Annotated in this window: 21 protein-coding genes and 1 pseudogene; 11 read left to right on the plus strand and 11 right to left on the minus strand. The window is 76.6% G+C overall.

The window, feature by feature from the left end; all coding sequences use genetic code 11:
- Positions 1–127: 127 nt before the first annotated feature.
- Positions 128–1,087: a manganese catalase family protein gene (locus ACWFNE_RS13380; protein WP_452122924.1), complete on the minus strand. Its 960-nt coding sequence runs from the start codon at positions 1,085–1,087 to the stop codon at positions 128–130.
- Positions 1,088–1,365: 278 nt separating this feature from the next.
- On the opposite strand from ACWFNE_RS13380, the gene ACWFNE_RS13385 reads away from it, so the two are divergent.
- Both ACWFNE_RS13385 and ACWFNE_RS13390 read left to right on the plus strand, forming a co-directional pair.
- Positions 1,366–2,442 carry a hypothetical protein gene (locus tag ACWFNE_RS13385; protein WP_452122925.1) on the plus strand — a complete coding sequence of 359 codons (1,077 nt, stop codon included), beginning with the start codon at positions 1,366–1,368 and terminating at the stop codon, positions 2,440–2,442.
- Entirely contained in the window at positions 2,439–3,392 is a 954-nt protein-coding gene (locus ACWFNE_RS13390; protein ID WP_452122926.1) for a DUF429 domain-containing protein, read from the plus strand. Before ACWFNE_RS13385 ends, ACWFNE_RS13390 begins: the two co-directional genes overlap by 4 nt.
- Before the next feature lie 21 nt (positions 3,393–3,413).
- On the opposite strand, the pseudogene ACWFNE_RS13395 reads toward ACWFNE_RS13390, so the two are convergent.
- The 5 genes and pseudogenes from ACWFNE_RS13395 to ACWFNE_RS13415 form a co-directional block, all read right to left on the minus strand.
- Positions 3,414–3,731: pseudogene (locus ACWFNE_RS13395) on the minus strand (putative immunity protein); the annotation flags it as partial.
- A gap of 80 nt (positions 3,732–3,811) precedes the next feature.
- Positions 3,812–4,585 carry a metallophosphoesterase family protein gene (locus tag ACWFNE_RS13400; RefSeq protein WP_452122927.1) on the minus strand — a complete coding sequence of 258 codons (774 nt, stop codon included), beginning with the start codon at positions 4,583–4,585 and terminating at the stop codon, positions 3,812–3,814.
- 97 nt (positions 4,586–4,682) lie between these two features.
- Positions 4,683–6,323, minus strand: coding sequence for an SIR2 family protein (locus tag ACWFNE_RS13405; RefSeq protein WP_452122928.1), 1,641 nt, complete (start codon positions 6,321–6,323; stop codon positions 4,683–4,685).
- Positions 6,324–6,363: 40 nt separating this feature from the next.
- Complete coding sequence (locus ACWFNE_RS13410) at positions 6,364–7,248, minus strand: uracil-DNA glycosylase (protein ID WP_452122929.1); 885 nt, start codon at positions 7,246–7,248, stop codon at positions 6,364–6,366.
- Positions 7,245–7,865 carry an L-threonylcarbamoyladenylate synthase gene (locus ACWFNE_RS13415; protein ID WP_452122930.1) on the minus strand — a complete coding sequence of 207 codons (621 nt, stop codon included), beginning with the start codon at positions 7,863–7,865 and terminating at the stop codon, positions 7,245–7,247. The genes ACWFNE_RS13410 and ACWFNE_RS13415 overlap by 4 nt, the downstream gene beginning before the upstream one ends.
- A 201-nt stretch (positions 7,866–8,066) precedes the next feature.
- On the opposite strand from ACWFNE_RS13415, the gene ACWFNE_RS13420 reads away from it, so the two are divergent.
- From ACWFNE_RS13420 to ACWFNE_RS13440, 5 genes are all read left to right on the plus strand, one after another.
- Positions 8,067–9,017 (plus strand): ATP-binding cassette domain-containing protein, encoded by a 951-nt coding sequence (locus ACWFNE_RS13420; RefSeq protein WP_452122931.1) that lies wholly within the window; start codon positions 8,067–8,069, stop codon positions 9,015–9,017.
- Positions 9,014–9,892 carry a hypothetical protein gene (locus ACWFNE_RS13425; protein ID WP_452122932.1) on the plus strand — a complete coding sequence of 293 codons (879 nt, stop codon included), beginning with the start codon at positions 9,014–9,016 and terminating at the stop codon, positions 9,890–9,892. Before ACWFNE_RS13420 ends, ACWFNE_RS13425 begins: the two co-directional genes overlap by 4 nt.
- A gap of 148 nt (positions 9,893–10,040) precedes the next feature.
- Positions 10,041–10,799, plus strand: a complete 759-nt coding sequence (locus ACWFNE_RS13430) for a hypothetical protein (RefSeq protein ID WP_452122933.1) — start codon at positions 10,041–10,043, stop codon at positions 10,797–10,799.
- A gap of 43 nt (positions 10,800–10,842) precedes the next feature.
- Positions 10,843–12,282 (plus strand): sensor histidine kinase, encoded by a 1,440-nt coding sequence (locus ACWFNE_RS13435; protein ID WP_452122934.1) that lies wholly within the window; start codon positions 10,843–10,845, stop codon positions 12,280–12,282.
- The gene (locus ACWFNE_RS13440; RefSeq protein ID WP_452122935.1) at positions 12,279–12,977 is read left to right on the plus strand and encodes a response regulator transcription factor; all 699 of its coding nucleotides are present in this window, start codon (positions 12,279–12,281) and stop codon (positions 12,975–12,977) included. The genes ACWFNE_RS13435 and ACWFNE_RS13440 overlap by 4 nt, the downstream gene beginning before the upstream one ends.
- Positions 12,978–12,980: 3 nt before the next feature.
- Here ACWFNE_RS13440 and ACWFNE_RS13445 read toward each other — a convergent pair whose 3' ends face one another.
- Together ACWFNE_RS13445 and ACWFNE_RS13450 are read right to left on the minus strand one after the other, a co-directional pair.
- Positions 12,981–13,589 (minus strand): class I SAM-dependent methyltransferase, encoded by a 609-nt coding sequence (locus ACWFNE_RS13445; protein ID WP_452122936.1) that lies wholly within the window; start codon positions 13,587–13,589, stop codon positions 12,981–12,983.
- A complete protein-coding gene (locus tag ACWFNE_RS13450) occupies positions 13,582–13,995 on the minus strand; it encodes an ATP-binding protein (protein WP_452122937.1) in 414 nt (137 codons plus the stop codon). Before ACWFNE_RS13450 ends, ACWFNE_RS13445 begins: the two co-directional genes overlap by 8 nt.
- A 95-nt stretch (positions 13,996–14,090) precedes the next feature.
- On the opposite strand from ACWFNE_RS13450, the gene ACWFNE_RS13455 reads away from it, so the two are divergent.
- Positions 14,091–15,293, plus strand: a complete 1,203-nt coding sequence (locus ACWFNE_RS13455) for a VIT1/CCC1 transporter family protein (protein WP_452122938.1) — start codon at positions 14,091–14,093, stop codon at positions 15,291–15,293.
- Positions 15,294–15,336: 43 nt separating this feature from the next.
- Here the strand turns inward: ACWFNE_RS13455 and ACWFNE_RS13460 are convergent, their stop codons facing one another.
- From ACWFNE_RS13460 to ACWFNE_RS13470, 3 genes are all read right to left on the minus strand, one after another.
- The gene (locus tag ACWFNE_RS13460; RefSeq protein WP_452122939.1) at positions 15,337–16,032 is read right to left on the minus strand and encodes a DivIVA domain-containing protein; all 696 of its coding nucleotides are present in this window, start codon (positions 16,030–16,032) and stop codon (positions 15,337–15,339) included.
- 43 nt (positions 16,033–16,075) lie between these two features.
- The gene (locus tag ACWFNE_RS13465; RefSeq protein WP_452122940.1) at positions 16,076–16,795 is read right to left on the minus strand and encodes a hypothetical protein; all 720 of its coding nucleotides are present in this window, start codon (positions 16,793–16,795) and stop codon (positions 16,076–16,078) included.
- Between the two features lie 183 nt (positions 16,796–16,978).
- Positions 16,979–17,809: a copper resistance CopC family protein gene (locus ACWFNE_RS13470; protein ID WP_452122941.1), complete on the minus strand. Its 831-nt coding sequence runs from the start codon at positions 17,807–17,809 to the stop codon at positions 16,979–16,981.
- 74 nt (positions 17,810–17,883) lie between these two features.
- Here ACWFNE_RS13470 and ACWFNE_RS13475 point away from each other — a divergent pair, with 74 nt between their 5' ends.
- The 3 genes from ACWFNE_RS13475 (at position 17,884) to ACWFNE_RS13485 (ending at position 21,949) form a co-directional block, all read left to right on the plus strand.
- Positions 17,884–18,732, plus strand: a complete 849-nt coding sequence (locus tag ACWFNE_RS13475; RefSeq protein WP_452122942.1) for an ABC transporter ATP-binding protein — start codon at positions 17,884–17,886, stop codon at positions 18,730–18,732.
- A 74-nt stretch (positions 18,733–18,806) separates the two neighbouring features.
- Entirely contained in the window at positions 18,807–19,799 is a 993-nt protein-coding gene (locus ACWFNE_RS13480; RefSeq protein WP_452122943.1) for an ABC transporter substrate-binding protein, read from the plus strand.
- On the plus strand, positions 19,796–21,949 hold the full coding sequence (locus tag ACWFNE_RS13485) for an iron ABC transporter permease (protein ID WP_452122944.1): 2,154 nt from the start codon (positions 19,796–19,798) through the stop codon (positions 21,947–21,949). Before ACWFNE_RS13480 ends, ACWFNE_RS13485 begins: the two co-directional genes overlap by 4 nt.
- The last annotated feature ends 49 nt before the right edge of the window (positions 21,950–21,998 follow it).

Genomic DNA, 21,998 nt, shown 5'->3' on the forward strand with positions numbered 1-21,998 from the left:
TCCCGTGTGGTGATCCACTGCCGCGTAACTAGCCCTGCCTCTTTTTCTCGCCCCCACCCCCCCCCCCCCCGCAGACCCCCCCCACCAGAGCCCCCCCCCCCCCCCCGGGGCCGGGCAGGTGCTGCGGTCAGCTCGACGGCGGCACGGGCCCGTACACCGGCTGGACCTCGGCCATCTCGAGGTCGGCGGTCGCCTGGATGAGCGCGAGGAGCTCCGGGTCGGCACCCGGTGCGAACTCCTCGAACCGCTCCTCCGCGATCGTCATCGGCACACCCGCGGGGGCCTGCTCGGTCGCGTCGAGCTCGGTGCCGTCGTTCGAGGGCGACATGCCCCGGAAGATCTTCCCGGCCTCCGACTGGCTGGTCAGGTCGAACGAGTACTGCTTGCTCTGCAGGCCGAGGTCGAGGAGCTTCTTGACCTCGGGGAACTGCTCGGCGTTCGTCTTCGGGATCGGCAGCGTCTTCTTCCAGTCGACGCCGAGGGTCTCGAGGGCCTTCGCGTACGCGTTCTCGTGGGCCTGGTCGCGCACGATCAGGTAGGAGATCGTCGAGCGGGCCGTCTTGTTGTCCGTCATCTCGTAGATGCGGCACTTCTGCAGCCGGCCGGTCGACTCGAGCATGAGGTTGTAGAGCAGGTCGAGCACGAGGTTGCCCGAGTTGTAGACGTAGCTGCCGCTCCACGGGTTGCCCGCCGCGTCCACGGGCAGCGCGCCCTGGGCGGCGACGAGGTAGTGGTGGATGTTGCTCTGGTGCGTCGCCAGCTCGAGCGGCGTCTTCCCACCGGCACCCGGCTCGTCGAGCGGGTCGGTCTTCTTGCCTTGGTAGCGCGGTGAGCCGTCGAGCAGCCGTGAGATCGTCGTGCCGATCAGCTCGACGTGGCTGATCTCCTCGGTCCCGATCCCCTGGAGCAGGTCCTTGTACGGCTTCCCGGCGGGACCGCGGAAGTTGATGCTCTGGAACAGGTACTGCATCATCGTGCGCATCTCGCCGAACTGTCCGCCGAGCCCCTCCTGCAGCGCGTTCGCGGCGGCGGGGTCGGGCTCGTCGGGGATGATCTCGTTGATCAGGCGCTGAACGTGCAGGTACATGCGGGTGTCCTCTGTCCGAGGCGGTGCGGCCACGCGTCTGGACCACCCTGGCGACGCTAGGCGCGGGTGGGTCGGGTCGCCACCGGGGGCGGGCCCGGTGACGGCGCCCGCGCCCTCCCCATCGGGCTGACGTGACTGCACCTCCGGGCACCGGCCCGGGCGGGACGGCGTGCGCTGCCTAGTGTCGTGAGCGGTCCGGTGAGATGTCCCGGACCGCCGCCGCGGAGGCTCGGAGGCGGACGCCCCGACGGTGGCCGGAGCCGACCCAGGGGGACCCGATGCACCTCACCTCGACGGCGGGCCTCGCGCTCGCACTGACGCTCTCGGTCGGACCGGTTCCCGGACCGACGACCAGCCCGACGCCGGACCCCAGCCCGCAGCCGGTGCGGTGCGGCGCGACGCTCACGCAGGACACGACGCTCACCGCCGACCTCGTCTGTGCCGAGGGCGACGGGCTGCGGCTGGTGGGGCCCGTCACGCTCGACCTCGGCGGGCACACGATCCGCGGGCCCGGGACCGGCACGGGCGTCCTGTTCGACAACGCCGCGAACCAGGTGGTCCGCGGTGGGACCGTCGAGGGCTGGGGCTCGGGGCTCGCCGGGGGCAACGACTTCCCGGACGGCAGCGTCGTCCCGAGCGCGGTCACCGCCCTCGTGCTGCGCGGGAACGGCGCGGGCATCACCGCCTACAGCGCCGAGCTCGACGTCTCCCGGTCACGCTTCGTGGAGAACGGCACCGGGCTCCACGTGGCGCTCTACTCCGACGTGCGGGTCGACCGCTCGAGGTTCGCCCGCAACGACCTCGCGGTGCACAGCGGTGCGCAGGTGAGCGTCACGGACTCCTCGTTCGTCGACAACGGCACCGCGCTCGACGCGCTCGACGGCGGGATCGAGGCGACGTCGTGCCGATTCGCGCGCAACGCCACGACCGCCTACGAGCAGCTCGGGGGTCTCGTCCTGACCGACAGCACGATCACCGACAGCCAGGTCGGCGTCACGGGCACGATCCTCGGGTACGTCGTGCTCACGTCGAACACGTTCCGTCGCAACGTCGTCGCGGTGGACGCGGCGGACACGATGACGCTGCGACGCAACCTCTTCGTCGAGAACGGGACCGCGGTGCGGGCCGTCGACCCGAACGAGACCGGGGCCTACGCGGACCTCGACGGCGACACGTTCCGGCGCAACGGGGACGCGATCTACGCCACCGGGCCGTCCCGCATCGCGAACGTCACGGCCGTCCGCAGCTCCGGGTGGGGCATCTACGCGCCGAACGGGGTCGACGGCGGTGGGAACGTCGCGCGCGGGAACGGCAACGAGCCGCAGTGCGTCGGGGTGGTGTGCGCCCCGAGGTGACCCCGGAGCGCGCACCGGCGGCCGGCGGGGGCGGGCCGGCGGGGGCGGGCGGGCCGGCGCGGGCTGGCGGGCGCGGGCTGGCGGGTCTGCGCGGGCTGGCGGCTCGGCGCACGCGGGGCGAGGATGCGCGTGCGGCGGGCCCGTCGCGCCGCCCGAGGAGGACCCGTGGAGCGTGCCGCCAGTCCCGAGCCGGACCGGGGGCCGAGCTGACGCGCTACGTCGGGCTCGACCTCGCCTGGGGGTCCCGCGCCCGCACCGGTCTGGCCGCGCTCGACGAGCACGGGCGGCTGGTCGCGTCCGGCGCGGTCCGCACCGACGACGAGATCGCGGCGTTCGTCGCCGCGCACGCGCCCGGCGAGGTGGTCGCCGCGGTCGACGCCCCGCTCGTCGTCCCGAACCTCACCGGGCGACGCCGGTGCGAGTCGCTGGTCACCGCCGAGTTCGGGCGGTTCCACGCGGGCGCCTACCCGGCGAACCGCAGCAACCCGCTGTTCGACCCGCCGCGCGCCCAGACCCTCGCCGGCCGGTTCGGCTGGGCCACCGACCCCGGTGTCGAGCCCGGCGCCGGCACGTCCGTCGCGATCGAGGTGTACCCGCACCCCGCGACGGTCCTGCTCTTCGGGCTGACCACCGTCCTGCCGTACAAGGCCCGGCGCGGGCGCGACCTCGAGTCCCGGCGGCCGGCGTTCCGCGCGCTGCTCGACCACCTCGAGCGGGTGTGCGAGGACCCGCTGCGGCTCTCGGCGTCGCCGCGCTGGGCCGAGCTGCGGGCCGTCGTCGTGGGGGCGGTCCGGGCGAGCGAGCTCGAACGCGTCGAGGACGAGATCGACGCGGTGCTGTGCGCGTACCTCGCGTGGCTGTGGGGCACGCGGGACCCGCGCATGCGCGTGCTCGGCGGCGCGGACGAGGGGTACATCGTGGTGCCGGGGACGGTCGGGGGACGTGCGTGATCGCGGTGCTGCGCCGTCCCGTCAGTCGTCGAACACGTGCCAGCAGATGCCGCTCCGGTGGCGCTGGTCGTCGAGGACGAGCTCGCGCAGCCCGGCGGGGACCTGCTGCCGCTGCCAGTCGCGCTCCGCCACGCGGGCGGCCTCGCCGGTATCCGGCGGGGACGCCGCGACGACGGCGCGGATCGCGTAGGCCGCGGCCCCGAGCGCGTGCGCCGCGACGTGCGCGACGGCGACGGCCTGACCCGCGGCGAGCGCCGCGAACCGGGCCGGGTCGGGCAGCCCGCGCCCGGCGGCGTTCGCCACGAACGACGTCCGGTGCGCCGCACGCATCGGCACGGCCTCATCCTGCCTGCTCGACGGGCCACCGGGTCGGTGAGCGCGCGGGTCCGGGACGCGTCGCGGTCACGGACGAGCCGGGGTCACGAGCGCGCCGGGGTGAGCCCGAGCGACTCGTGCAGCCCCCGGTAGACCGCGGTGCGCAGCTCGATCGCGTACGGCTCCAGCGCAGGCATCCCGAGGCTGCGGGCGACCTCGATCTCCGCCTCGATGTCGTACGGCACGCGGACCACCTGGATGCCGAACGGGTCCTGCTCGGTGCCGCCGGGGACGCCCTCGAGGACCACGTACGACGCCGTCGGCTCGTCGAGCGGATTCCCGACGCTGCCCGTGTTGAACAGGGTCCGGCCGCGGAACGTCTCGATGTACGCGTCGTGCACGTCGCCGTACCCGACGACCGTCGGCTCCGGCCCGTCCCCGGTGAGCTCGGTCGCGGCGAACATCCCCGCGAACTCCTCCTCGGTGTGCCGGAACCGCACGCGCGTGTAGACGCTCTGCGCCGAGGCGTGGAACAGCCGCACCCGCCGCCCGCTCAGCTCCAGGTCGTGCGAGAGCGGCAGCGTCACGAGCCACTCCCGGTCCTCGTCGGTCAGCTCCTCGTGCCACCACACGAACTCGGGGTCCCGGTCCGGGTCCGGCCGCGGCAGGAAGTCGTCCCAGTTCCCCCGGACCGTGACCGCGCAGTGCTCGCGGCTCAGCGCCACCGCCCGCGACCCGCGGGGGCCCTTCCCGGCGACGTCCCCGAGGTTCAGCACGGTCGCGATGCCGCGGGCGTCGATGTCGCGCAGCACCGCCTCGAACGCGGTCACGTTCCCGTGGACGTCGGACACGACGGCGAGGCGATCCAGCTCCGGCACGGGCGCGACCCTTTCGCGGGGGAGTGAGCGGCCAGCGTAACCAGCGCGTCGGCGCGGTCCACCCGGTCCGGGACGCCGTCGCGGCACCGACGCGGCCTCAGCCCCCCGCCCCCGAGTCGCGCAGCGCCTGCACCACCGAGGCCCACCGGTCCCGGTCCGCGAGGCCGAGGTCCTCGAGGTGGTGGAGCAGGGCGCGCGCGTCGCGGGCAGCGTCCTGCTCGGGCGGGTCGAGGAGCTGCTCGTAGCGGACGTCGAGCGCGAACGACGGGCGGGACGCGTGCATCGCGACGCGGTCGAGGAAGACGGCGAGCTCGCGCGCGCGGTCGTCGTCGGGGTCGCGGGAGACGGCGACGTAGTCGAACCAGCCGCGCCACAGCTCGCCCTGCGCGGCTTCCTCGCTGAGCGTGAGGACGGTCCCGAACAGCGGCTCGCCGTCCTCGCGCGGGTTGCCGAGGAAGCCCCGGATCTCGTAGGCGAGCCGCAGGAAGTTGTCGTCCTGCATCGACGCGCCGACCACGAGCACGTGCTGCGTGAGCAGCAGCGACTGCACGAGCGCGCCCATCGGCCGGAACGAGGAGTCGAACCCGACGACGTCGCTGCGGCTCAGCACGATCGACGCCGGGTCCTCGCTGTCGCCGTGCATCTTGAGCAGCCACGGTGCGTGCGCGGCGACCCGGTGCGTCGGCAGGACGCGGATCGGCAGCGCACCGTCCACGTCGCCGACGGCGAGCTCGTACAGGCGGTCGTAGTTCGTCGTCACCGCGCGGCGGCAGCGCAGCGACGCGAGGAGGGCGTGCCCGACACCGTAGCGGGACGTGGATCCGACGTGGTGCGCGATGCGCTGCGCGAGGTCGGGCAGACGCATCCGCAGCAGCTCGGCCTGGTCGAGCGGGGACGCGAGCCGGGCCAGGGCGGTGCGCGTGCCCTCGGGGTCGTCGGTGTCGCCCGCGAGCAGGTCGATGAGCTGACGCCAGCCCGGCAGGCCGGCACCCATGCCGACGCCGGCCGCGATGAACAGCGCGAGGGAGCCGTCCCGGGCGCGCTGCGCGAGGGCACGGGCGCGCTCGTCGTCGACGCCCGCGGCGGCGTCCCCGAGCCCGGACCGCCGGTGGTCCTGGAACGCGGCGTAGTCCGAGGCGTTGCGGGCGACGACGACGACGTCGATCCCGGTCGCCTCGGCGGCCGAGCGGCACGCGGCGAGCTGGGCGTCGATCACGAGCCCGCGCAACGACCCGAAGTCCCCGCCGCCGACGCCCAGGGTCGGCAGGGCGACGAGCACCCGGCTGCGCCCGCGGCCCGGGCGGACGTCCGAGCGTGCGACCGCGCGGAGCACGTGCTCGACGCGGTCGGCGAGGGCGTCGGCCGCGTCCCTGCCGTCGAGCGTCGGGTCGCGCACGGAGTCGACGAACCACGTGGGGAGGACGGGCGTGCCGGTGCGCGTCGCGCGGGCGCGGCCGTCGCCGTCGGGCCAGCCCTCGGGGCGGAGGGCGCGGACGGTGTCCGGGTCGGGTCGCTCGGCGGCGCCCGGACCGGCGTCGTCCACCGCGTCGTCCCCTGCGTCGTCCCCCGCGAGCCCCAGGACCGGGAACCACGGGCGCTCGACGGTGAAGCCGCGGTCGGTGGGGAGCACCATCGCGTCGGCGTCGAGGTGGGCGAGGTTGCCGGGGATCACGAAGACGTGACCGGGGCTCGACGTGCTGCCGTGCGGAGCGGGCGGCGTCGGCGGTGCGGCTGCCATGGACCGACGGTACGTGAGCCGGCGGGGCTCCGCCGACGCGTCACTCGCCGCCGGTGAGCCCTCGCGCCCGCACGAGCACCGCGTCGAGCATCGCGGGCGTGAGCCGGCCGGTGAAGGTGTTCTGCTGGCTCACGTGGAAGCACCCCAGCAGCGTCAGGGTGCGGCCGTCCGGACCGTCGAGCACGACCTCGGCGCCGTGCCCGAACCGGGGTCGCGGTCGCGGCACGTGCCAGCCCTGCTCCCCGAGGGTCGCGAGCAGCGCCTGCCAGCCGAACCCGCCGAACCCGCCGAGCACGACGACCACGTCGGGGTCGACGAGCTCGAGCTCGCGACCGAGCCACGGCCCGCACGTCGTGCGCTCGGCGGGCGTCGGGGCGTTGGCCGGGGGAGCGCAGCGGACCGGCGCGGTCAGCCGGATCCCGGTGAGCGCGAGGCCGTCGCCGCGGTGCGTCGAGGTCGGCTGGTTGGCGAAGCCGGTGCGGTGCAGGGCGGCGAACAGGAAGTCGCCCGAGCGGTCGCCCGTGAACATCCGCCCCGTGCGGTTCGCGCCGTGCGCGGCGGGGGCGAGGCCGACGACGAGGATGCGGGCGCCCGGGTCGCCGAAGCCCGGCGCCGGGCGGGCCCAGTACGTCTCGTCGCGGAACGAGGCCCGCTTGACCCGGGCGACCTCCTCGCGCCACGCGACGAGCCGGGGGCACGCGCGGCAGTCGACGACGAGGGAGTCGAGCGTCGCGACGTCGGGGGCGGTGCGGGCGAGCAGCGGGTAGGTGACGTCGCCGGTGGCCGGGCGCTCGTCGGGCCGGGGGCGGGGCGGCAGGTCGGTCCGGGACTCGCCGGAGGTGGAGCTGGCGAGCGGCGTGCGCGGGCCGTCGGCGGGCGTGCGCCGGCCGTCACCCGGCGGGCCGGCCGTCGGGACCCCGCTCACTCGAACCGGCTCGGGTCCCCCGCCCCGACGCGGACGACCTCGGGCGCACCCTCGGACCAGTCGACGACCGTGGTGGGCTCGGTGCCGCACTCGCCGGCGTCGACGACCGCGTCGACCAGGTGGTCCAGCTCCTCCTTGACGAGCCAGCCCTCCGTCATGGGCGCCTCGGTGCCGGGCAGGATCAGGGTGCTCGAGAGCATCGGCTCGCCGAGCTCGCGCAGGATCGCCTGGACGACGGGGTGGTCCGGGATGCGCACCCCGACGGTCTTCTTCTTCGGGTGCGCGAGCCGCTTCGGCACCTCGCGGGTCGCCGGGAGGATGAACGTGTACGGGCCCGGGGTCGCGGCCTTGATCGCCCGGAACGCCGAGTTGTCGAGCTGCACGAGCTGACCGAGCTGCGCGAAGTCCGAGCAGACGAGCGTGAAGTGGTGCTTGTCGTCGAGCTGGCGGATCGAGCGGATGCGGTCCGCGCCCGTGGGGCTGCCGATCCGGGCGCCGAGCGCGTACGACGAGTCGGTCGGGTAGGCGACGAGCGCGTCGTCGCGCAGCATCGCGACGACCTGCCCGATCGACCGGGGCTGGGGGGTGGTGGGGTGCACGTCGAAGTACCGGGCCATGCGGTGAGCCTAGGGCGCGGGTGACGGCCGGGCGAGGGCCGCGGCGGTCAGCCCGGCGGCGTGCCCGCTCCTCCCCGAGGAGGAGGTCGGGCCGTGCACCGGATCGTCCGCGCGCAGGTGCTGCGCCCCCGCACCGCGTCCCTAGCGTCGACGACGGAGGGGCCGCGCGACCGACGCGGCCCGGGACGACGGGAGCGACGCATGATCCAGGTGGAGGCGCTGACCAAGCGCTACGGCCCGACGACGGCGGTCGACGGGCTCACGTTCACCGCGCGGCCCGGGCTCGTGACCGGGTTCCTCGGCCCGAACGGTGCCGGGAAGTCGACCACGATGCGGGTCGCCGTCGGGCTCGAGCGGCCCACGGCGGGGACCGTGACGGTCGACGGCCGGCGCTACGCCGACCTGCCCGCACCGCTGCACACGGTCGGCGTGATGCTCGACGCCCGGTCGGTGCACCCCGGGCGCTCGGCGTTCCGCCACCTGCTCGCCCTGGCGCGCACGCACGGGATCGGGCGCTCGCGGGTCGACGAGGTGATCGGCATGACGGGGCTCGAGTCCGTGGCGCGGCGCCGTGCCGGCACGTTCTCGCTCGGCATGGGCCAGCGGCTCGGCATCGCCGGTGCGCTGCTCGGCGACCCGGGGACGCTGCTGCTCGACGAGCCGGTCAACGGGCTCGACCCCGACGGCGTCCTGTGGGTGCGCGGGCTCGTGCGCGACCTGGCTGCCGAGGGGCGCACGGTGCTGCTCTCGTCCCACCTGATGCACGAGCTCGCGCTGTGCGCGGACCGCGTCGTCGTCATCGGCCAGGGCCGGCTGCTCGCCGACGCGTCGGTCCAGGAGCTCGTCGACGGCACGGAGCGCGCGGGCACCGTCCGCGTCCGCACCACCGAGCCCGACGTGCTCGCGGGGACGCTGCTCGCGGCGGGCGCCGACGTCACCGCGCAGGGGTCCGGCGTGCTGCACGTGCGCGGCGCGACGGTCGAGAAGGTCGGTGCCGCCGCGCGCCGGTGCGGCGCCACGGTGCTCGAGCTCGCGACGGACCACGGCTCGCTCGAGGACGCCTACCTCCAGCTGACCGCAGGGTCCGTGCAGTACCGCGGCCGCACCGCCGACGAGGCGACCGGCCTGACCGCCGCAGGGGGCACCCGATGACCGCGACCGCCGCCGTCCCCGCCGCGGCACCGGCGCGAGCGAACCCGGCCCGGCGGGGCCCGGGCGTCGCGCGGGTCGTCGCCGCCGAGTGGAGCAAGCTCACGAGCCTGCGCTCGCCGGCGGCGATCGCCGTCGTGACCGTGGCCGTCTCCGGGGTGCTGACGTGGCTGTCCGCGAACGCCTCGTCGACCGACCCCGGGTTCGACCCGATGGGCTCGGTCGCCACCGGGCTGCCGCTCGCGCAGGTCGGGCTGCTCGTGCTCGGCGTCCTGGTCGGGACGGGGGAGTTCAGCACCGGGACGTTCCGCACGACGTTCACCGCGGTGCCGCGCCGGCTCCCCGTGCTCGTCGCGCAGCTCGTCGTCACGGCGGCCGCCGCGGTCGTGGTGTCCGTGCTGGCCGTCGCGGCCGCGGTGGTGGGCCTGCTGCCCGCGGCCGGGTCGCGCGCGATGACGCTCGACCTCGCCGGCGGGGGGACGCCGCAGCTCCTGGCCGGCATGACGGTCCAGCTCGTCGCGATGGCGCTGCTGGGGCTCGCGCTGGGGGCGCTGCTGCGCCGCACGGTGCCGGCCGTCGTCGCGGGCGTCGTGCTCGTCCTGGTGCTGCCCGTGGTGCTCGTGCTCGCGTCCGACCCGGGGATCGGCGGCGCCCCGCCGGTCGGGGTCGCGGAGGTGGCCCGGCCCGAGGTGACCGCCGTGGGGACGGTGACGGCGGTGCTGCCCGGCGGGGCGGTGACGTTCCTCGTGCCCGACGCGGGGACGTTCGACGGTGCGCCGGACCTCGGGGTCGGGGGCGGCGTCGCGGTGCTGGCCGTGTGGGTGCTCGTCCCGCTCGGTGTCGCTGCGGTGCGGCTGCGCGCGCGTGACCTGGTCTGAGGGCGGACCGTCGATGAGACGGCCGCGGACGAGCCCGCCACCACCCCGGCCGACGACGCCACCCCGGGCGGCGCCACCCCGGGCGGCGCCACCGGAGCGGGACCGGCACGCGTCGTCCGACCTCCCCCGCGCGGTCACCTTCCCCCGGGTGCTCGCCGCGGAGTGGACCCGGCGCACGAGCGTGCGCTCGACGCTGTGGCTCCCGCTCGGCACGGTCGTCGCCGCGCTGACGCTCGCGTACGCGCTCGGGCTGTTCGTTCGGGCCGGCGACGAGCGCTCCGGGGTGTCGCTCGTCGTGGCGGGTCACGTGCTCGCCCAGCTCGGCGCCCTCGTGCTCGGCGTGCTCGTCGGCACCGAGGAGCACACCACGGGCACCGCGACCACGACGTTCGCCGCCGTCCCGCGTCGGCTCCCGGTCCTCGGCGCGCAGGCGCTCGTGACCGCGACGGTCGGGCTGGTCACGGCCGTGGCGGCGCTCGGGGCGTCGGCCCTCGTGACGTACGGGCAGCGTGCCGCCGCCGGGCTGCCGCTCGACCTCGGGGACGGCGGCACGGCACGGGCGCTGGCCGGCTACGTCGTCGCGCTGACCGGCGTCGCGCTGCTGGGGCTCGGCCTCGGGGCGCTGCTGCGCCGGTCCGCGGCAGCTCTCGTCAGCGGGTTGCTCCTGCTCGTGATCGCCGACCAGATGCTCCTGGCGAACCCCGGGAGGGTGACCGACACGCTGCGCGCGCTCCTGCCCGGTGCGGGGTCGCGCCTGCTCCTGGACGACGCGGGCCTCGCCGCCCTCGACGCGGCGACCCAGGGCCCGCACCTCGGGCCGTGGGGTGGCGGGCTCGTGCTCGCCGCCTGGGTCGCCGCGCTCCTCGCCGCCGCCGCCTACCGGCTCCGCCGCCATGACGTCACCTGACGGCGGGGCGGGCCGCCCCGACCCCCGATGGGAGAGTGGGACCGTGACGAACCTGCGCCCGCACGGACGCACGGCGTGGAGCCGCGACGCGGACGCGACCCCCGTGCTGACGGAGACCCAGGTGCAGCGCCGCGGCGCGCTCGCGCGGGTCGTCGCCGCTCGCCCGTGGACCGCCGACGTGACGGTCGCCGGGGCGGTGCTGCTCGCAGCCCTGGTCACGGTCGTCGTCGCGCTCGCGACCGTCGAGGGGTCCGTGGGCCTCGGGCTGTACCCGCCGGACACCCCCGCGCTCCGGCTGGTCCCGGGGTCGTGGCTCGCCGGCGCGGGGGCCGGCGCCGTCGTGCTGCTGGCCCGCCGCGCGTGGCCGCTCACCGTGACCGCGGCCCTGACCGTGCTCGCCGTGGTGTCGCTCGCGACGACCGGGGTGCTCGGCGTCCTCGGGCTGTGCCTCGCGTGCGCCCTGCACGCCGTCGCAGCCGCGCGGCCGGCGCGCACCGCGTGGGTCGTGGGCGGTGCCGTGCTCGTCGTGGTCTCGGTCGCGCTGTGGCGGTGGGAGGACGTGGGGCTCGCCGAGATGCTCCTGTGGAGCGACCCGATGCTCCCGGAGATCGACGACCCCGTGCACGACCTGACGGAGCCGCCGTTCTCGCCCGGTCGGCGCTCCGCCTCGGTCACGCTGCTGCTGGCCCTGCTCGCGCTGGGCGTCGCGACCGGCTCGGGGGTGCGTGCCCGCCGGCTGCACGCCCGCGACCTCGTCGAGCGCTACGCCGCGCTGGCCCGCGACCGCGACGCGAGCGCGGCCCTGGCCCGTGCCGCCGAGCGGACCCGCATCGCGCGCGAGATGCACGACGTCGTCGCGCACAGCGTCTCCGTCATGGTCGCGCTGTCCGACGGGGCGCGGGCCGCCCTGGACCGGGCCCCGGACCGCTCCCGCGACGCGCTGGCCGAGCTCTCCCGCACCGGGCGTTCCGCGCTCGGCGACATGCAGCGCGTGCTCGGGGCGCTCGACCCCGCGGACGACGGGACCGACGCGACCGCCGGGACCGACGGGCCCGGCGGCGCGCCGCGGCCGCCCGCGCCCACCGAGACCGACCTCGGGACCGTCGTCGAGCGCTTCCGTGCGGCCGGGCTGCCGCTCACCGTGAACGGGCTCGACACCCTCCTCCCCGAGGACACGACGCTGCGCCTCGCGGTCGTGCGGATCGTGGCGGAGGGTCTGACCAACGTGCTGCGGCACGCGCCCGGGACCCCGTCGGTGCACCTCACGGTCCGGCGCACCGGCTCCGCGGTCGAGCTCACGGTCCTCGACGAGGGCGGCACCCGGCCCGGGACCGGCGGCGGCACGCACCGGGGCATCCTCGGGATGCGGGAGCGGGCCGCGCTGCTCGGCGGCCACGTCGACGCGGGCCCGCGGCCGGAGGGCGGCTGGCGCGTGCTCGTGCTGCTGCCGTGGCACCACGACGGGGGAGGGGACCGCGCATGACGACGGTGCTGCTCGTGGACGACCAGGCGCTCCTGCGCATGGGCTTCCGCCTCGTGATCGAGTCCGAGCCGGACCTCGAGGTCGTCGGTGAGGCGTCCGACGGCCGGGTCGCGCTCGACCAGGTCGCGGCGCTCCGGCCCGACGTCGTGCTCATGGACGTGCGGATGCCCGGCATGGACGGCATCGAGGCGACGCGACGGCTCGCGCTGGAGCACCCGTCGTCACGCGTGCTCGTGCTGACGACGTTCGACGTCGACGAGTACGCGTTCGCCGCGCTGCGCTCGGGGGCCAGCGGGTTCCTGCTCAAGACCGCCCGGCCCGAGGAGCTCGTCGAGGCCATCCGGACGGTCGCGTCGGGCACGTCGGTCGTCGCGCCGCGCGTGCTGCGGCGGATGCTCGACCTGTTCGCCCCGCACCTGCCCACGGGATCCGGCGGCAACGCCGGGGACCGCCTCGACCCCCGTCTGCAGGCGCTCTCGCCCCGCGAGACGGACGTGCTGCGGTGCATGGCCGAGGGCCTCTCCAACGCCGAGATCGCCGAGCGCCTCACCGTCTCCTCGACGACGGTCAAGACGCACGTCGGCAACGTGCTCGCGAAGCTCGAGGTCCGCGACCGCGTGCAGGCGGTCATCGCCGCCTACGAGTACGGGCTCGTGGAGCGCGGCGGCGACGCGTGGCCCGCCGGGAGCCGCTGAGCGTCAGCGCGCGCGGCCGAGCAGCGCGACGAGGAACTCCGCGGCCGGTCCGAACGGGCGCAGGTCCCAGGTGGCGAACCGCTGGTCCACGACGAGACCGGCCTGCGCGGCGTCGGCCGTGAGCTGCTCGAACGCGTAGCCGCGGCCCGCGCCGAAGCCGATCGCCAGGCGGCCGTCGTCGCGCAGGTGCGCACCGACCCGGCGCAGCACCTCGACGTGCGTGCCGGGCGCGACGAACGTCAGCACGTTGCCGGCCATGACGGCGACGTCGAAGGGCTCGCGCACGCCCGCCGCCGGGAGGTCGAGCTCCGCGAGGTCGCCCACGCGCCAGTCGCCGCCCGGGTGGTCCTCGCGCGCGGCCGCGACGAGCACCGGGTCGACGTCGACGCCGACCACGGTGTGCCCGCGCCGCACGAGCTCCCCGCCGACCCGCCCCGGCCCGCAGCCCGCGTCGAGCACGCGCGCGCCCCGCGGCACGAGCGCGTCGACGAACCGGGCCTCGCCCGCGAGGTCGTCGCCCGCGGCGGCCATCGCCCGGAAGCGCTCGACGTACCACTGCGAGCGGTCCGGGTTCGTGGCGCCGACGGTCTCCCAGAGGGTCGGCTCACGCATGGGTGCGGGGCGCCGGCCACCGCTCGACGTCGCCGTGCGCGAGCTCGAACCACACGCGCTTCGCGGCCTCGCCCGCGGCGGGCTCGATGCCCCACCGGGTCGACAGCTCGTCGACGAACATGACGCCCCGGCCGCCCGTGGCGTCGGCCGGCGGGTGCCGCAGGATCGGCTCGGTGCGCGCCCCGTCGGTCACCTCGACGCGGGTGCGCTCCCCGTCGACGTCGACGCACAGGTGCACCGGCGGGTCCGCGTGCGCGACCGCGTTGGTCACCGTCTCGCTGACCAGCAGCACCAGCACGTCCAGGGCCTGACCCTCGACACCGGCCTCGACGAGGCGGTCCCGGGCCCAGCGGCGTGCAGGTGCGACGGCTCTGACGTGCGGGCTGACGTGAGTCTCGGCGTGCATGACGTTCTCCCCCGGCGCAGTTGCTTGACGCACGTCCACGGTCGGTCACCCTGCCCGGTCCGGCAACCCGAGGGCGTGCCCGTCTCGCGCGCCGGATGGTGCCCGTGGGCCGCCCGGACGGGGGTGCGTGGAACGATGAACACGTGCAGAACAGCCCCGAGCCGCGCCCCGGCCCGCCCGACGGGTCGACGCGCAGCCGCCGTGACCTGCGCCGATGGCGGCAGTACCTGGCCGACGAGCGTGCCGAGGCCGCGGTGTACCGCGACCTCGCGTCGCGCCGCACCGGTGAGGAGCGCGACATCCTGCTCGCGCTCGCCGAGGCCGAGCGCCGACACGAGGACCACTGGCTCGAGCTCCTGGGCGACGACGTCGGCCGCCCGCTGCGGGGCGACGTGCGCACCCGCGTGCTCGGCTGGCTCGCGCGGCGGTTCGGGTCGGTGTTCGTGCTGGCGCTCGCGCAGCGCGCCGAGGCCCGCGGCTCGTACGAGAAGGACGCCGACGCGACCGCGCAGATGGCCGCCGACGAGCGGATCCACGAGGAGGTCGTGCGCGGGCTCGCGACCCGGGGGCGCAACCGCATCTCGGGGACGTTCCGCGCGGCGGTGTTCGGCGCCAACGACGGCCTGGTCAGCAACCTCGCGCTCGTGCTCGGCATCGGCGCCTCGGGGGCCTCGCAGGCCACCGTGCTGCTGACGGGCCTCGCGGGCCTGCTCGCGGGCGCGCTGTCGATGGCCGCGGGCGAGTTCGTCTCGGTGCGGTCCCAGCGCGAGCTGCTCGAGGCGTCCGCGCCCGGGCCGCACGCGCGCGCCGCGCTCCCGCACCTCGACGTCGAGGCCAACGAGCTCGCGCTGGTCTACCGCGCGCGGGGCATGACGGAGGAGGCGGCACAGGGGCGTGCGCGGGAGGTGCTCGCGTCGTTCGGCACGGTCCCGACGCCTGCGCTCGGCGTGCCCGCGCTGTCGCCGTCGGGGGCGGGCGCGAGCCTGGCCGCAGGCGACGACGAGGACGAGCACGAGACCGTCGGGACGGCGTTCAGCGCCGGGGCGGCGAGCTTCTGCTTCTTCGCGTCGGGTGCGCTGATCCCGGTGCTGCCCTACCTGTTCGGGCTCGACGGGTGGCCCGCCGTGGCGATCGCGTCGGCGCTCGTCGGGCTCGCGCTGCTCGGCACGGGCGCGACCGTCGGGGTGCTCTCGGGCGGCCCGCCCGTGCGCCGGGCGCTGCGCCAGCTCGCGATCGGGTACGGCGCGGCGGCCGCGACCTACGCGCTGGGGCTGCTGTTCGGCACGACGGTCGGCTGACCCGCACGGCCCGGGGCGGTCCCACCCGTCCGGCCGACGTGCGTCAGTGCTCGGTCGTGAGCCGCACGCCCTCCTCGGTGGCCTCGACCGCGGCGACGCCCAGCAGCTCGCCGGTCGCCGTCCGCAGCACGAGCCGGTCGGTCGCGGCGCCGAGCAGCTGGGTGCGCGCGGTCTGGAGCTGCACCACGAGCTCGTAGGCGCTGAGCGACCCCCGCTCGCCGGACGGCGACCCCCACCCGACGACGGACCCGAGCGTGCCGACCGACCCGAGCGACTCCCCGGGCGCCGGGCGTCCCAGCGGCGGGGTGGGCAGCACGGGTGCGAGGGACGGCGTGGGGGCAGGCTCGCCGGCCCGCAGCGCCGCGGGGACCGGCGTGGGCGTGGGCGTCGTGGGCGCGACCTCCGTGGGCGCGGTCGGCGAGGGCCCGCCCCGGACCGGCGTCGGCGTCGCGCCCGCGGTGCCGGTGTGCGCCTCGAGCGCCGCGACCACCCCGGCGCGCAGCGCCTCGACCTGCGCCGACTCGTAGCCGCTGCCCGACGTGCGGCTCGGGAACGTCGCCGTGCGGAGCTCCCGGAGCAGCATCTGCGCGGCGCCCGCCGACCCGGCGCGCGCGGCCTCGAGCGACGCGAGCGTCTCGGCGGCCAGGTCGAGGTAGAGGTCGACCTGCGCGGCGTCGTAGCCGTCGCTGCGGTACGTGGTGCTCAGGCGGCGGCGCCGGAGCTGCTCGGCGGTGATCACGGGGGCTCCTCGGGGCAGGGCGGTCGGCGGTCCGGTCAGCGGGTCAGCGCACGTGCACGACAGCCCCGCCGGGCACGACCTCGACGCCCGTGACCCGCAGCTCGGTGCCGTCGGGCCGGCGGACGACGAGCACGTCGCGGGTCGGGCCGAACAGCGTGGCGCGGGCGCGCTGGACCTGGACGAGGACGTCGTAGGCGCCGAGCCCCTCGGGCGCCCCGGTGAGGTCGACGGCCCGGGCGGCCGGGACGGGCGGGGGCGCCGGCGAGGGCGCGCCGGGCGGCGGTCCCGCCGGGGCGCTCCCGGCCCCGGACCGGGCGGCGGGCTCGTGCACGACCGGCGCCTGCACGACCGGCGTCTGCGCCACCGCCGTCTGCACGACCGGCGCGTGCACCGCCGCCGTCCGCGCCACCGCTCGCGGGGCAGCCGCCGGTGCCGACGCCCGGGCCTGAGCCGCCGCTGCCGTGCCGCCGCCGCTGAACCGCAGCACGTACTCGTCGAGCGTCGCGACGACCTGGGCGCGGAACGCGTCGACCTCGGCGGCCAGGTAGCCCTCCACGCTGCGGCTCGCGGGGAGCGGAGCGGTGCGCATGTCGCGCGGCATGAGCAGCGGGGCGCCGCCGGCCCCGACGGTGCGCCCGCGCTCGAGCGCGTCGAGGGTGCGGCCGACCTCGTCGAGCAGGTGGTCGACGGCGGCGCGGTCGTACGACGCGGCGGTCCGCGTCGTCGTGAAGCCGACCTGGCGGGTCTGGGCGGCGGTGATCACGTGCGGCTCCCGGGTGAGGACGGCCGGCGGCTCCGGTCGCGGCGTGATCCTCCCACCGCGACCGGCGCAGCCGGGGCGTTGCCGGGTGCGGGTCGCCCGGTCGGCCGTCCGTGGGCGCCGCGCCGCTCCGCCGCCCGACGAGGACGCGCCGGGCCGGGGCGGCGCGCCCGGGCCGCGCGGCGGTCAGTCGCCGGTGGAGCCGTCGGGCGTCCCGGGGGCGCCGTCGGGTGCGGTGCCGTCCGGTCCGGCGTCGTGGCCGTGCGGGCGGCGGCGGATGAGGACCGCCACGACGACGCCGAGCGCGACGAGGACCGCAACCGTCCCGGCGAGCAGCGCGTTCGTCGCCGAGGCCTCCGCCTCCGGGTCGCGCTCCGCCGGCTCGGCCGACTCGGAGGCCCCGGGTGCCGTCGTGGTCGGCGACGGTGCCGCGGTCGGCGTCGGGGTCGCCGTGGGCTCCGCCGTCGGCGTGGCGGCGGGTCCGGTGGTCGCGGACCCGGGTGCGCCGCCGACCACCGTCGGACCCTGAGCCGTGAACGTCAGCTGCCCCTCGATGGGGTGCCCGTCGGCGGACGTGACGCGCCACAGCACCGAGTAGGGCCCGGCGGGCAGCTCGCCGCTCAGGCCCTGCGCGACGCTGGCGTCGGTCAGGACCGCGTCGCCGCTCGACACGACGGTCCCGTCGGGCGCCCGGACCTCGACGACCGTCCCGAGGGCGACCGCGGGCTCGTTGAACGTGAGCGTGACCTGGGCGGGTGCGGTCGCGGGCGTCGAGCCGTCCGCGGGGTCGGACGAGACGAGCGTGTTGTGCGCCGCGGACGGGCCGGCGCCGAGGACGGTCAGCGCGACCCCGACGAGGGCCGAGAGCGCGAGCCCGAGCATGGCGCCCGGCGCCCGGGACAGCGCCCGGGGCGGGGTTCCGAGCGGCGCGCCGGCGCGTGCCGGCACTCCTGTCCGTCGGCCGTCGGGAGCGGTGCGGGGGTAGGGCGTGGGGCGGCCGGGCGCGTGCGGGAGCATGCCCCGACCCTAGGCCGGGCTCACCCGCGAGACGGACTTTCGTTTCCGGGTAAGGACAGGCTAACCTCACGCTCGTGACCTCCGACGACCTCGCGCCCGCGCTCCAGGGCACCGCGCTCCGCCTCGGCTACCACGGCCGCACCGTGGTGCAGGAGGCCTCGCTGCGCCTGCACGCGGGTGAGGTGACCGCGCTCGTCGGGCCCAACGGCTCGGGCAAGTCGACGCTGCTGCGCTCGCTCGCGCGCCTGCACCGCCCCGACGCCGGCCAGGTCGCGCTCACCGGATGCCCCGACGCGCTCGCGCTCTCCGCGCAGGACTTCGCACGCCGCGTAACCCTCCTGTCCCAGCACCGCCCGACGCCGAGCGGCGTGAGCGTGCGCGACGTCGTCGGCTACGGCCGCCATCCGCACCGCGGCCGCTGGCGCACGCAGGACCCGGACGGCCCTCGCGCGGTCGCCTGGGCGATGGACGTCACGGGCACGACCGCCATGGCCGACCGCGGCGCCGACGAGCTCTCGGGCGGCGAGCTCCAGCGCGTGTGGCTCGCGACGTGCCTCGCGCAGGACACCCGGGTGCTGCTGCTCGACGAGCCCACGAACCACCTCGACCTGCGCTACCAGGTCGAGATCCTCGACCTCGTGCGCGACCTGGCCGACGACCACGGCGTCGCCGTCGGCGTCGTGCTGCACGACCTCGACCAGGCCGCCGCCGTCGCGGACCACGTGGTCCTGCTGCGCGCGGGCGAGGTCGTCGGCGCGGGCGAGCCCGTCGAGGTCCTGACCTCCCCGGCGCTCAGCGAGACGTACGGGCTGCGCGTCGACGTCGTGCACGACCCGGTCACGGGACGCCTCACGACGCACCCCGTCGGCCGCCACACGACCCGCACGCGCGCCCGCGCGCCGGAGCTCGCCGTCGCGAACTGACGCCCCGGCTCGCCGGAGCACCCCCGGACCACCCCCGAAGACCCCCGCACCACCACCCCCACCCCGAGGAACCCATGCGATCCCTGCGCTCCCCCCTGCCCGCGCTCGCCCTGACGGCGGCCACCGCGCTTCTGCTGACCGCCTGCGGCAGCACCGAGACTCCCGCCGGCGCCGAGGAGACCAGCACGTCGCCCGGCGCGGGCCCGGTCACCGTGACCGACGACCGCGGCGAGGTCGAGCTCGACGCGCCCGCCGAGAAGGTGGTCTCGCTCGAGTGGGGCCTCACCGAGAACCTGCTGTCGCTCGGCGTCACGCCGGTCGGTGCCGCGGACGTCGAGGGCTACAACACCTGGGACCAAGTCGTCCCCCTCGAGGGCGACGTGACCGACGTCGGCACGCGCGGCGAGCCGAGCCTCGACGCGATCGCGGGCCTGGGCGCCGACCTCGTCGTCACGACGACCGACCTGCCGGAGAACGTCATCGCGCAGATCGAGGAGACCGTGCCCGTCATCGCGCTGCGCGGCTCGGACGCGAGCGACCCGATCGGCCACATGCGCCGCACCATCGAGGTGCTCGGCGAGGCGACCGGCCGGTCCGACGAGGCCGCCGACGTGCTCGCGGAGTACGACGCCGCGGTCGAGGACGGCAAGGCCGCGCTCGCCGAGGCCGGGCTCGAGGGCTCGTCGTTCACGATGGCCGACGGCTGGGTCGCGGACGGCACGGTCTCGGTCCGCATGTTCACCGAGGGCGCGTTCCTCGGGGCGCTCGGCCAGGAGATCGGGCTCGTCAACGGCTGGGAGGGCGAGGGCGACGCCGACTACGGCCTCGCGGTGACCGACGTCGAGGGCCTCACGCAGCTCAGCGACGCGCCGTTCCTGTACCTCGCGAGCTCGAGCGAGGCGGACCCGTTCGGTGAGGCGCTCGCGACCAACCCGATCTGGACCGGGCTGCCGTTCGTCGCCGCCGGCAACGTGCACCGCCTGCCCGACGGGATCTGGCAGTTCGGTGGCCCCGCGGCCGCCCAGGCGTGGATCGAGGCGACCGTCGAGGCGCTGACGGCGGCATGACCACCGCGAGCGTGACACCGGCCGGGGGAGGGGCCGCCACCGGCGCCCCCCGCGTCGACGCCCCCGGGTCCGCTGCGGCGCCGGCCGGACGTGCGCCCCTCGGCGCCGTCCCGGCCCTGCGCGTCGCGGCGGTGCTGGCGGCCGGTGTCACGCTCGTCGTCGTCCTCGGGCTGGTCGACCTGACGCTCGGCACGTCGGGGATCGGCGCGGGCGACCTGCTCGGGCTGCTGACCGGGGGAGCGGGCGGCGAGGCGGAGCAGACGGCCGCGGTGCTCGTCGCCTCGCGCCTGCCGCGCGTGCTGTCGGCGCTGCTCGTGGGCGTCGCGCTCGGCGTCTCGGGCGCGATGCTGCAGTCCGTCGCGCGCAACCCCCTCGCGTCGCCGGACACGCTCGCCGTCAACGCGGGCTCCTACCTGCTCGTGACCGTCGCGGCCGTCACGGGGCTCACGCTGCCGTTCGCGGCGACCGGTGCGGTCGCGTTCCTCGGCGGGCTCGGCGCGGCCGCGCTCGTCCTGCTGCTGAGCCGCGGCGGTGCGTCGGGGCCGACGCGGCTCGTGCTCGCGGGCTCCGCGGTGATGCTCGCGCTGTCCGCCCTGACGTCGCTCCTGCTGCTGCTGTTCGAGCAGGAGACCATCGGGCTGTTCGCGTGGGGCAGCGGCTCGATCGTGCAGTCCGGCCCCGAGAAGGTGGTGCAGGCCGCGCCCACGGTGCTGCTCGTCGCGGCGTTCGCCGTCGTGCGGGCCCGGCGCCTGGACCTTCTCGCGCTCGGCGACGACACCGCGACGGTCCTCGGGCTCGACGTGCGCCGCACCCGCGTGGAGGCGGTCGTCGTCGCCGTCCTGCTCGCCGCGGTCGCCGTGACGGTCGCCGGCCCCATCGGCTTCGTCGGGCTGTGCGCGCCCGCGATCGCGCGGCTCGTCGCCCCGCTCGCGCCCGGGCTGCACCGCCACCGGCTCCTGCTGCCCCTCGCGGCCCTCGCCGGCTGCGTCGTGGTGCTCGCGGCCGACATCCTGCTCCGCACGTGGCTCCCGGGGACCGACGGCGTCGCCGTGCCGACGGGCGTCGTGACGAGCGTGTTCGGCGCCGTGGTGCTCGTGGCCCTCGCGCGTCGCATCCGCGACAGCTCGCCCGTCTCGGCGCCGAGCACGAGCCGTGGGCGCGGCCCGGCGTCGCGCCGTCGCTTCCTCGTCGTCACCGCGGTCCTCGTCGTGCTCGTCGTCGCGACCGTGATCGGCGGGCTCCTGCTCGGTGACACCCTGCTGCTCACGGGCGACGTCGCGCACTGGCTGTCGGGCCGCAGCGGGCCGGGCGTGACCGCGGTGCTCGACCAGCGTGCGCCGCGTGTGCTCGCCTCGCTCGTCGCGGGTGCCGCGCTGGGGCTGGCCGGGACCACGGTCCAGGCCGTGTGCCGGAACCCGCTCGCCGAGCCGGGGCTGCTCGGCGTGACCGGCGGCGCGGGCGTCGGCGCGGTCGCGCTGCTCGTGCTCGTGCCCGGCGTCAGCATCTGGGCCGTGACCGGCGCGGGCGGGCTCGGGGCGCTGCTCGCGTTCGCGCTCGTGTACGGCCTCGCGTACCGCCGCGGGCTCAGCTCCGACCGGCTCGTGCTCATCGGCATCGGCGTGAGCGCGGGCACGACGGCGCTCGTGACGATCATCGTCGTGACGTCGAGCCCGTGGGACTCGACGCTGGCGCTCACCTGGATGTCGGGGTCGACGTACGGGCGCTCGTTCGCGCAGTCGTTCCCGGTGCTCGCGATGCTGCTGCTCGTGACGCCGTTCGTGGTGCGGGCGCGCCGCGACCTCGACCTGCTCGCACTCGACGAGGACGTGCCGCGCGTCCTGGGCGTCCCGCTCGAGCGGACCCGGCTGGCGCTGCTGCTCGCCTCGGTGCTGCTCGCGGGCTCCGCGGTCTCGGCGATCGGGGTCGTCGGCTTCGTCGGCCTCGTGGCACCGCACGCCGCCCGGGCGCTCGTCGGTGCCCGGCACACCCGGGTCGTGCCCGTCGCGCTGCTGCTCGGCGCGGTGCTCGTGGGGGTGGCCGACGTGCTCGGGCGCACGCTCATCGCGCCCGCGCAGGTCCCGGCCGGGCTCGTGACCGCGCTGATCGGGACGCCGTACTTCGTGCTGCTGCTGTGGCGCACGCGGGCGTGACGCGGTCCGTGTGACGCACGCCACTCCGCAGCCCGGGAATGCCGGGTTA

The organism is Cellulomonas sp. NPDC055163 (genome assembly GCF_053607065.1).

Coding starts and splice junctions, on each gene's coding strand:
- ACWFNE_RS13380 (WP_452122924.1), bottom strand. CDS start 1,087: ATGTACCTGCACGTTCAGCGCCTGATCAACGAGATCATCCCCGACGAG.
- ACWFNE_RS13385 (WP_452122925.1), top strand. CDS start 1,366: ATGCACCTCACCTCGACGGCGGGCCTCGCGCTCGCACTGACGCTCTCG.
- ACWFNE_RS13405 (WP_452122928.1), bottom strand. CDS start 6,323: ATGGCAGCCGCACCGCCGACGCCGCCCGCTCCGCACGGCAGCACGTCG.
- ACWFNE_RS13415 (WP_452122930.1), bottom strand. CDS start 7,865: ATGGCCCGGTACTTCGACGTGCACCCCACCACCCCCCAGCCCCGGTCG.
- ACWFNE_RS13420 (WP_452122931.1), top strand. CDS start 8,067: ATGATCCAGGTGGAGGCGCTGACCAAGCGCTACGGCCCGACGACGGCG.
- ACWFNE_RS13425 (WP_452122932.1), top strand. CDS start 9,014: ATGACCGCGACCGCCGCCGTCCCCGCCGCGGCACCGGCGCGAGCGAAC.
- ACWFNE_RS13440 (WP_452122935.1), top strand. CDS start 12,279: ATGACGACGGTGCTGCTCGTGGACGACCAGGCGCTCCTGCGCATGGGC.
- ACWFNE_RS13445 (WP_452122936.1), bottom strand. CDS start 13,589: ATGCGTGAGCCGACCCTCTGGGAGACCGTCGGCGCCACGAACCCGGAC.
- ACWFNE_RS13450 (WP_452122937.1), bottom strand. CDS start 13,995: ATGCACGCCGAGACTCACGTCAGCCCGCACGTCAGAGCCGTCGCACCT.
- ACWFNE_RS13455 (WP_452122938.1), top strand. CDS start 14,091: ATGGTGCCCGTGGGCCGCCCGGACGGGGGTGCGTGGAACGATGAACAC.
- ACWFNE_RS13470 (WP_452122941.1), bottom strand. CDS start 17,809: ATGCTCCCGCACGCGCCCGGCCGCCCCACGCCCTACCCCCGCACCGCT.
- ACWFNE_RS13480 (WP_452122943.1), top strand. CDS start 18,807: ATGCGATCCCTGCGCTCCCCCCTGCCCGCGCTCGCCCTGACGGCGGCC.
- ACWFNE_RS13485 (WP_452122944.1), top strand. CDS start 19,796: ATGACCACCGCGAGCGTGACACCGGCCGGGGGAGGGGCCGCCACCGGC.